Origin of the sequence: Pseudomonas sp. 21615526 (assembly GCF_013386245.1) — a bacterium.
In the GTDB taxonomy this organism is placed as follows: Bacteria; Pseudomonadota; Gammaproteobacteria; order Pseudomonadales; family Pseudomonadaceae; genus Aquipseudomonas.
In genome coordinates this window covers 23,671-29,822 of record NZ_JACAOM010000118.1, presented here as the reverse complement: position 1 = coordinate 29,822, position 6,152 = coordinate 23,671, and the positions used below count along the sequence as shown (strand labels likewise).

General features: G+C 62.3%; 7 protein-coding genes. 1 reads left to right on the top strand and 6 read right to left on the bottom strand.

Translation table 11 applies throughout. From position 1 onward, the window contains the following. A partial coding sequence (locus HX786_RS27010) for an FAD-binding oxidoreductase (RefSeq protein ID WP_256735331.1) occupies positions 1-1,005 on the bottom strand: 1,005 nt, incomplete at its 3' end. 195 nt (positions 1,006-1,200) lie between these two features. Between HX786_RS27010 and hpaR the strand changes: the two genes are divergently transcribed. Next, the gene (gene hpaR / locus HX786_RS27005; protein ID WP_003209875.1) at positions 1,201-1,623 is read left to right on the top strand and encodes a homoprotocatechuate degradation operon regulator HpaR; all 423 of its coding nucleotides are present in this window, start codon (positions 1,201-1,203) and stop codon (positions 1,621-1,623) included. Between the two features lie 132 nt (positions 1,624-1,755). Here hpaR and hpaI read toward each other — a convergent pair whose 3' ends face one another. The 5 genes from hpaI to hpaD form a co-directional block, all read right to left on the bottom strand. Continuing rightward, positions 1,756-2,556, bottom strand: coding sequence for a 4-hydroxy-2-oxoheptanedioate aldolase (gene hpaI / locus HX786_RS27000; RefSeq protein ID WP_178912849.1), 801 nt, complete (start codon positions 2,554-2,556; stop codon positions 1,756-1,758). Between the two features lie 18 nt (positions 2,557-2,574). Beyond that, positions 2,575-3,378, bottom strand: coding sequence for a 2-oxo-hept-4-ene-1,7-dioate hydratase (gene hpaH / locus HX786_RS26995; protein ID WP_177021252.1), 804 nt, complete (start codon positions 3,376-3,378; stop codon positions 2,575-2,577). Between the two features lie 10 nt (positions 3,379-3,388). After that, positions 3,389-4,693, bottom strand: a complete 1,305-nt coding sequence (locus HX786_RS26990; RefSeq protein WP_008437183.1) for an MFS transporter — start codon at positions 4,691-4,693, stop codon at positions 3,389-3,391. Between the two features lie 51 nt (positions 4,694-4,744). Next, entirely contained in the window at positions 4,745-5,137 is a 393-nt protein-coding gene (locus HX786_RS26985) for a 5-carboxymethyl-2-hydroxymuconate Delta-isomerase (protein ID WP_087694947.1), read from the bottom strand. A 142-nt stretch (positions 5,138-5,279) separates the two neighbouring features. Next, complete coding sequence (gene hpaD / locus HX786_RS26980; RefSeq protein ID WP_003209884.1) at positions 5,280-6,137, bottom strand: 3,4-dihydroxyphenylacetate 2,3-dioxygenase; 858 nt, start codon at positions 6,135-6,137, stop codon at positions 5,280-5,282. Positions 6,138-6,152: the final 15 nt, after the last annotated feature.

The window sequence follows — 6,152 nt, the reverse complement described above, 5'->3', positions numbered from 1 at the left end:
GTCGATCTTCACGTCCTTGAGGTACGGGAAAATCTTCAGCATCAGGTTGCGGTTCCAGGCTTTCAAATCGCCGGGAATGTGCTCCACCAAAGGCGTGGCGGCGCCGAACAGCAGGCGGTTTTCGTTGGTGACGCGGTAGTAGTCGATCACCGGGCGAATGTCGCTGTAGGCCCCGCGAATCGGGCTGATACGGTTGATCAGCTCTTCTGGCAACGGCTCGGTCATCATCTGGAACGCGTAGGTGTTGATGGTCGAGCGGTGCAGTTCCGGCTCCAGCTTGTTGAGGAAACTGTCGCAGGCCCACAGCAGCTTGCTGGCCTTGACCGAACCGCGGCCGGTGCGCACGGTGATGCGCTCGCCATAACTGACTTCCAGCGCCGGGCTGTTCTCGAAAATCCGCACGCCGTGGCCGGCCAGGGCCTTGGCTTCGCCCAGCAGCAGGTTCAACGAGTGCACATGCCCGCCGCCCATGTGCAGCAGGGCGCTGCTGTAGGCGTCGGAGCCGATGATCTGCCTGACGTCGGAGCCGCCAAGAAAGCGGATCTCGTGTTGGGTGTTGATGGATTTGAAGTCTTTCTCCCAGGCGCGCAGGGTCTTTTCCTGGCGGGCGTTGAAGCCCATGTAGCCATAGCCGTGGCAGAAGTCGGCATCGATGTCGTACTTGGCGATGCGGTTCTTGATGATGTCGGCGCCCAGGTCGCTGATCTCGAAGATCTGGCGCAGGCCGTCTTCACCCACGTCCTTCTTGATCTTTTCCAGGTCGTGGCCGATGCCGGCCATGATCTGCCCACCGTTACGCCCGGTTCCGCCGAAACCCAGGTAACGCGCTTCCAGCACGACGATGTTGGTGATGCCTTTTTCGGCGAGCTCCAGGGCGGTGTTGATCCCGGAAAAGCCGCCACCGATGATCACCACGTCGGCTTCCACGTCCTGCTCCAGGGTGGGGAAGCTGAGGTTGTATTTCTTGGTCGCCGTGTAATAGGTCGGCGTTTCGATATTGATCATTGCGCTGCCTGACAGTGAAGAGCTAATGAGTGTATTAAGGCCGTTGGCGCGCTGGATGTCTTGATTCTGTGTGCCGCCGGTTTTGATCCTGCGCGCCAGAGCCTTCGCCGGCTTCACAAGTTATAGCGTGAGGTGGGGAGGAGAGTGTTAGAGTTTCGTTAAAACATTAACTAAATCTATCGTGACCCTGAGCCTATGTTGAAACCCAGACAATCCCTGACCCTGACCTTGCTTCAGGCCCGTGAAGCGGCCATGAGTTTTTTCCGGCCCTCGCTGAATGAGCATGGGCTGACCGAGCAGCAATGGCGGGTTATTCGAATTCTCAGCCAGCATGATGAGCTGGAGATTTACCAACTGGCGGAACTGGCGTGCATTCTCAAGCCGAGCATGACCGGCGTGCTGGTGCGCATGGAGGCGGCGGGGATGGTGCACCGGCGCAAGGCCGAGCAGGATCAGCGGCGGGTGCTGGTGACGCTGGCGGAGAAGGGCAAGGCCAGTTTCGAGTCGATGAGCCAGTGCATGGAGGAGAATTACCAGCGGTTGCAGGAGCAGTTCGGGGAGGAGAAGTTGCAGGTGTTGCTGGGGTTGCTGGATGAGTTGAAGACTATCAAGCGCTGACACACCGCCGATCCAAATGTGGGAGCGGGCTTGCTCGCGAATGCGGTGTATCTGTGCCAGATTTGTCGGCTGACACACCGCATTCGCGAGCAAGCCCGCTCCCACATTTTGGATTTTTGTGGTTTCAGAGCGTCAGTACACGCCGCCGGTAATGGCCGGTGTTGCGGTGTCTTTGAATTTCGCCGCCAACCCCTGCAACCCGCGCATCAACACCGTCGTATCCACCCCTACCGCCACAAACGCCGCCCCAAGCTCGATATACCGCCGCGCCAGTTTCTCATCCGCACTCAAGATGCCCGCCGCCTTGCCGGCTTTTTGAATCCGCCCAATCGCGTCCTCAATCGCCGCCTGCACCTCGGGGTGCCCGGGATTCCCCCGGTGCCCCATGGCCGCGCTCAGGTCCGCCGGGCCGATAAACACCCCGTCCACTCCGTCAACCGCCGCAATCGCATCGAGGTTGTCCAGGCCTTCACGGTTCTCGATCTGCACCAGCAGGCACATCTGCGCATCGGCCTCATCCAGGTAACCGGGAATACTGTTCCAGCGCGACGCCCGCGCCAGCGCGCTGCCCACGCCCCGTACACCACCCGGTGGATAACGCATCGCCCGCACCAGCTGCCGTGCCTGGTCAGCCGTCTCCACCATCGGCACCAACAGCGTCTGCACGCCGATATCCAGCACCTGCTTGATCAACGCCGTATCGCCGATCACCGGGCGAATCACCGGTTGGCTGTCATAAGGCGCGACGGCCTGCAGTTGGCCGAGCATGCCGCGCAGGTCATTGGGCGCGTGCTCGCCGTCGATCAGCAGCCAGTCGAACCCGGCATTCGCGGCCAGTTCGGCGCAATAAGCGTCCGCCAAACCGAGCCACAGGCCGATCTGGGTCTCGCCACGTTGCAGGCGTTGCTTGAAGCGGTTGATGGGCATGTTCATGAAACAGTCCTCCAGTATTCAGACAAAGCGGCAGGAGATGGAACCCAGCATGTCGTAGTCGACATGGAAGGTGTCACCCGGATTCGCCGCCACCGGGCGGGTGAAGGAGCCGCCGAGGATGATCTGGCCGGGTTGCAGGGTGACGTCGTACGGCGCCAGTTTGTTCGCCAGCCAGGCCACGCCCTTGGCCGGATGGTTAAGTACCGCAGCCGACACCCCGGACTCTTCGATCACCCCGTTGCGGTACAACACCGCCGGCACCTTGCGCAGGTCGATCTCGGTGGGGCGCACGGCGCGGCCGCCCATCACCACGCCGGCATTGGCGGCGTTGTCGGAAATGGTGTCGAACACCTTGCGGGTGGCGTTGGTGTGCGGGTCGATCTGCTGGATGCGGGCGTCGATGATTTCCAGCGCCGGGATCACCCATTCCGTGGCATCGAGCACATCGAAAATCGTGCAGTTCGGGCCCTTGAGCGGCTTGCCGAGGATGAACGCCAGTTCCACTTCGACCCTTGGCACGATGAAGCGCTCGAAGGGGATGTCGGTGCCTTCGTCGAAGAACATGTCATCGAGCAGGGCGCCGTAATCCGGCTCGGTGATGTTCGACGACACCTGCATCGCCCGCGACGTCAGGCCGATCTTGTGCCCGACCAGCTTGCGCCCGTCCTTGATTTTCCGGGCCACCCAGGCGCGCTGGATGGCGTAGGCGTCTTCAATCGTGATGTTCGGATGCTCCATGGAAAACTGGCGCACCTGTTCACGGGAACGCTCGGCCTGGTCGAGGCGGGCGGCGGCTTGCTGAATAAGGGCTTGATCAAGCATGACAAAATCTCTACTGGGGATTGACGATGGCCGCATGGGTGCGCAGCACCAGCAGGCCGCCGAGGGCGATAAGCAGCGCCAGCACGTACAGGGCCAGGCTCGCGCTTTGGGTGGTGTCGCGCATCCAGCCGATCAGGTAGGGCGCGAGGAACGAAGCGATGCTGCCGAACGAGCTGATCAGCGCGATGCCGGCCGCCTGGGTGCTGTTGGACAGGAACGCCGGCGGCAATTGCCAGAACATCGGCAGCGCAGCGCTGGCGCCCATGCCGGCGAGGATCAGGCCACCCAGCACCAGGGTCGGGTTGGTGGGCGAGAGCCCGGCCACCGCAATACCGATGGCCGACATCAGCAACGGCACGCACAGGTGCCAGCGGCGTTCGCGGTTGCGGTCGGACGAGCGCCCGCAGCCGATCATGAAGAAGCACCCGGCCAGATACGGTACGGCGCTCAGCAGGCCGACCTGGCTGTCGCGGCCGATGCCGGCGCCGTGGATCAGGGTGGGCATCCAGAACGCCAAGGTGTTCACCGCCAGCATCACCGCGAAGTACACCGCCACCAGCAGCCACACCTGCGGGTCACGCAGGATGCCGCCGAAGGAGGTGATGGATTTGCGCTGTTCTTCAGTGCTCAGTTGCTCGCGCAGTTGTTGCTTTTGCGCGGGCTCCAGCCACTTCACGGTTTCGAAGCTGTCGGGCAGGTATTTCAGGACGACCAGGCCGAGCAGCACCACCGGGGCGCCTTCGATCAGGAACATCCACTGCCAGCCCCGCAGCCCGCCGAAATCATGGAAGTTCTCCAGGATCGCACCGGACAACGGGCCACCAATCACACCGGCCATGGGCACGGCAATCGCAAACAGCGCGGTGACTTGCGCGCGGCGGCGGGCCGGGTACCAGCGGTTGAGGAACACCAGAATCCCCGGGAAGAAGCCGGCTTCGGCCACCCCCAGCAGAAAGCGCAGCACGTAGAAGCCCGTGGAGCTTTCGATCCACAGCATGCTGGTGGAGAGCACGCCCCACACCACCATCAGGCAGGCGATCCAGCGCCGTGGGCCGACCCGGTCCAGGGCCATGTTGCTGGGTACGCCGAACAGCGCGTAGGCGATGAAAAACAGGCCGGCACCGAGGCCATACACCGTGTCGCTGAAGTGCAGGTCGGTGCTCATCTGCATCTTGGCGAAGCCGATGTTGATGCGGTCCAGGTGGGCAAACAGGTAGCAGATCAGCAGCAACGGCATCAGTCGCCAGGTGACGATGCTGTGGGTGCGCTGATGTTCGATCAGGGTGGTGCTGTCGGCGGTATTGGCTGTGCTCATGATGTTGTTCTTTTTTGTTTGAGTGGCCATGGGCGGAAAGGTGGGCTGTGCTCAGCCCGCCTGGTTCTTCAGGAATGCGTGCACGTTGTTCTGCTTGAAATTCAGCTCGGGGTGCAGCTCGATCATCTCGAACGACAACGCCAGCAGCCGCTGGGATTGCAGCTCGGCGAAGTGTTCGGTGATGACCTTGAACAGGGCTTCGGCCACCGCCTTGCGGGTTTCCAGGTCGCGCCCGTGGCCGACCTTGAGGGTCATGTGGACGAAGGCGTAGTCATGCTTGCCGTCGGCCATGCGCCAGGTGTCCAGGCGCACCCCGCGACTGCGAATGCCCCCCAGGGGAAACACGCCGCTGTCCCCCAGCACGGCGTGAACCTGCTCGAACAGGGCCGGCAGGTTGGCCTGCTGCTCGATGTTGTCGGTGTATTCCGCGATGAAGTGCGGCATGTGTATCTCCTCTTGGGGTGAGGTGCAGCGAATTCCTTGTAGGAGCTGGCTTGCCTGCGATGGCATCAACTCGGTGCGACAGATACACCGAGGTGCCTGCATCGCAGGCAAGCCAGCTCCCACATTTGATCCTCACCAAGGCTCATAAAGGGAAAATGGCATTGATCTGCCCGGTGCCCGAACTGCCGAACGGCTGGGTGATGATCTCGGCCGGCTGGTTGTAGTCCGGCCCGCCCAGCAGTCCCAGGAGCATCGCGGTGTCGTGCATCTTGCCTTCGCCGAAGCAGTGCTCGGCGTAGTCCGGCAGCATTGCGCAGAACTCCTTGAAGCGGCCTTGCTTCCACATCTCCACCACGTGCAGGTCCATCTGTTTGTCGAATTCACGGGTCCAGTTGTGGATGTTGGCTTCGGCTTCGCGGTCGTCCGAGAAACGGTGGGAGAGGGAGCCCGAGGCCAGCACCAGCACTTTGCGGTCGCTCTTTTCGATGGCGCGGCGCACGGCGGCGCCGAACGCAAAGCTGTCTTCCAGGCGGTGCCAGGCGCACCACGCGGCAATCGAGATCACGTCGAACTTCTGCGCGTCCGGCACGCCCATGTGCATGTAGCGCATCGGCACCAGGGTGCCGTATTCCAGCTCCAGGCTCGGGATGTTGTGGGCCATGGTGCGCACGCCGGCCAGGTTGGCCTCGGCGGCGATCAACTCGCCCAGCTCGGGGCAGCCCGGGTACTCGTACTCCATGTTCTTGATGAAGTGCGGCAGCTCGTTGCTGGTGTAGGTGCCCTTGAAATGCTCGCCGCAGTTGACGTGATAGCCGCTGTTGACCAGCCAGTGCACGTCGAACACCACCGCGGTGTCGGCCCCCAGTTCACGGGCGCGCCGCCCGATTTCCTTGTGCCCGGCGATGGCTGCTTCGCGGCAACCGTGGTGCTTGCCGGGCAGTTCCGACAGGTACATCGAGGGGACGTGGCAGATCTTCGCTGCCAGAACCACTTCGCCCATGATCATTCTCCTGAG